Here is a 2501-nt window from a genome sequence, read left to right as displayed (position 1 = left end):
GCGCTGACGGTCGATGCGCCGCGCGGACCGGCCGGCGGGCGCATCGACCGTCAGCGCGACGCGGAAGGCCAGACGACGGCTTGTGCCACGACGACGTGGGTGCCGTTGAAGGTCGCCGCCGGCGATCCGTACAGGACGTAGCCGAGGGCGAGGGCGTCCGAGACGCGACGGCAGAACGCTGCGTCGTCCTTGTCGGTCAGCAGGCGATAGGCCGGGAGGCCGTCGGGCGGCTGCGACGTCATCGGAAGCCTCGTTACGATTGCCGCCCGAGCGGTGGCTCCGTCCCGCCGAAGAACGGGACGGAGCGGTCGATCATGCCTTCGCGGCGTGCTCGCGGGTGATGAAGGCGATGCGCACGAGGTTCGTCGCGCCCGGCGTCCCGAACGGCACGCCGGCGACCACGATGATGCGGTCGCCGACCTCGGCGAAGCGCTCGCGCACGGCGAACTTCGCGGCTCGGAAGGCCATGTCGTCCACGTCGCTGGCGTCGTTGGTGACGATCGGGTGCGTGCCCCAGGCGATCGCCAGGCGGCGCGCGGTCTCGCGCTTGGGGGTCAGCGCGATCACCGTGGCGTTCGGGCGCTCGCGCGAGAGGCGGAGGGCCGTCGAGCCCGAATGGGTCCAGGCCATGATCGCCTCGAGGTCGAGGGCGTCCACCATCTGGTGTGCGGCGGCCGCGATGGCGTCGGCGGCGGTGTGGTCCGGCGTCGAGTTCTGCGCGCGGATGATCGACCAGTACAGCGCGTCGCGCTCGACCTCCTCGGCGATGCGGCTCATCATGGCGATGGCTTCGAGCGGGAACGCGCCGGACGCGCTCTCGGCCGAGAGCATCACCGCATCCGCGCCCTCGTAGACCGCGGTCGCCACGTCCGAGACCTCGGCGCGGGTGGGCACGGGGGCCGTGATCATCGATTCGAGCATCTGGGTGGCGACGACCACGGGCTTGCCCTGCCGCCGTGCGCTGCGGGTGATGCGCTTCTGCACGCCGGGCACCTGCTCAAGCGGCATCTCGACGCCGAGGTCGCCGCGGGCCACCATCACGCCGTCGGAGATCTCCATGATCTCGTCGAGGCGGGTCAGCGCCTGCGGCTTCTCGATCTTGGCCATCACCAGGGCGCGGCCGGCGCAGACCTTCTTGACCTCGGCCACGTCCTCGGGCCGCTGCACGAAGGACACCGCGATCCAGTCGGCGCCGACGTTGAGGCCGGCCTCGAGATCGCCGCGATCCTTGTCGGTCATCGCCGGCAGGGGGATGACGGTGTGGGGCAGCGAGACGCCCTTGCGGTTCGAGATGCGGCCGCCGACCTCGACGCGGGTCACGGCGCGGGCCTCGCTCACCTCGGTGACGGTGAGGCGCAGCTTGCCGTCGTCGATGATGACCGAGTGGCCCGGCTCCAGGGCGGACAGGATCTCGGGGTGGGGCAGGTAGCAGCGGTGGACGTCACCCGGCGTCGGGTCGCCGTCGAGGACGAAGCTCGCGCCGTTCTCGATCATCGCGAACCCCTCGGCGAAGGCGCCGAGGCGGAGCTTCGGCCCCTGGAGGTCGACGAGGATGCCGATCGGCCGCTTGAACTCGCGCTCGACCGCGCGGATCGCCTCGACCTTCTCGGGCAGCTTCTCACGCGGCAGGTGGCTCATGTTCAGGCGGAACACGTCGACGCCGGCCCGGAAGAGCTTCGCGATCATCTCCGGGGTGTCGGAGGCCGGCCCGAGGGTGGCGACGATCTTCGTGCGGCGTGAGCGTTTCATCGGGCCTCCTGGGGGCACATCGCTGCCGTCGCGTGCCCCTTGCGCGTGCCCCTTGGCGGAGCATCATGAAGTCGTGACGACGGGCATGGGGCCAGAAGCACCGGTCGTGCTGCCCCGTCAAGGCGGGGAGGGACGGCTCACGGCTGCGGCGCGGCCGGCTGGTTCGGATCGGAGAGCTGGATCGTCCAGCTCTTCTGCTCGCCGGTGTCGACCTCGAAGAAGCCGTTGCGGTCGTAGCCGCGGGCGAGGCAATCCTCGACGCCGCGGATCGTGAACTCGCTGTCCCGGGTGCACATCAGCGAGCGCCCGCTCCACTCGCCGCCGCGCGTGTAGTCGACGGCGAAGACGTAGTAGAACCGGGCGGCGAGGGCGCCCTTCAGCAGGGTCTCGCACGCCTTCGGCGTCAGGTCCCACCAGCCCTCGGTGACCCAGCCCTGCGGGTCGCGGTAGCCGAGCGCGATGCCGACCTTGCTCGGGGTGAGGTTGCACAGGCGCAGGTCCGCGCGGGCCGGCGAGGCACCGAGCATCGCGACGCCCAGGACCGCGCCGGCAAGGAGAAGACGCAACGAAAACCCTCCAAAAGATCAGCCGACGAGGATGATGCGGCAATCGTTGACGTTGGTCTTGGTCGGACCGGGCTGAACCAGGTCGCCGATCTCGGCGAAGAACCGGGTCGAATCGTTGTCGGCCAGCATCGCGGCCGGATCGAGGCCCGCGGCGCGGGCGCGCGCCAGCGTCGTCGCATCGACGAG

4 protein-coding genes are annotated in these 2501 nt (G+C 70.8%); all 4 read right to left on the bottom strand.

Annotated features, from left to right (window positions below):
• Nucleotides 1-50 precede the first annotated feature (50 nt).
• On the bottom strand, nt 51-242 hold the full coding sequence (locus FV222_RS23060; RefSeq protein ID WP_147764212.1) for a DUF1737 domain-containing protein: 192 nt from the start codon (nt 240-242) through the stop codon (nt 51-53).
• 70 nt (nt 243-312) lie between these two features.
• On the bottom strand, nt 313-1749 hold the full coding sequence (gene pyk, locus FV222_RS23055; RefSeq protein ID WP_147764211.1) for a pyruvate kinase: 1437 nt from the start codon (nt 1747-1749) through the stop codon (nt 313-315).
• A gap of 137 nt (nt 1750-1886) precedes the next feature.
• Entirely contained in the window at nt 1887-2276 is a 390-nt protein-coding gene (locus FV222_RS23050; protein WP_147728959.1) for a DUF1036 domain-containing protein, read from the bottom strand.
• Between the two features lie 57 nt (nt 2277-2333).
• The coding region (locus FV222_RS23045; protein ID WP_281406910.1) for an MOFRL family protein at nt 2334-2501 on the bottom strand (168 nt) is incomplete at its 5' end.

The sequence above is a fragment of the Methylobacterium sp. WL103 genome (genome assembly GCF_008039885.1).
Classification (GTDB): domain Bacteria; phylum Pseudomonadota; class Alphaproteobacteria; order Rhizobiales; family Beijerinckiaceae; genus Methylobacterium; species Methylobacterium cerastii.
This window is presented reverse-complemented; position numbering and strand designations above follow the sequence as displayed.

Excerpts from the sequence above, each read along its gene's own strand:
- FV222_RS23060 (WP_147764212.1), bottom strand. The coding sequence starts at position 242 with ATGACGTCGCAGCCGCCCGACGGCCTCCCGGCCTATCGCCTGCTGACC.
- pyk (WP_147764211.1), bottom strand. The coding sequence starts at position 1,749 with ATGAAACGCTCACGCCGCACGAAGATCGTCGCCACCCTCGGGCCGGCC.
- FV222_RS23050 (WP_147728959.1), bottom strand. The coding sequence starts at position 2,276 with ATGCTCGGTGCCTCGCCGGCCCGCGCGGACCTGCGCCTGTGCAACCTC.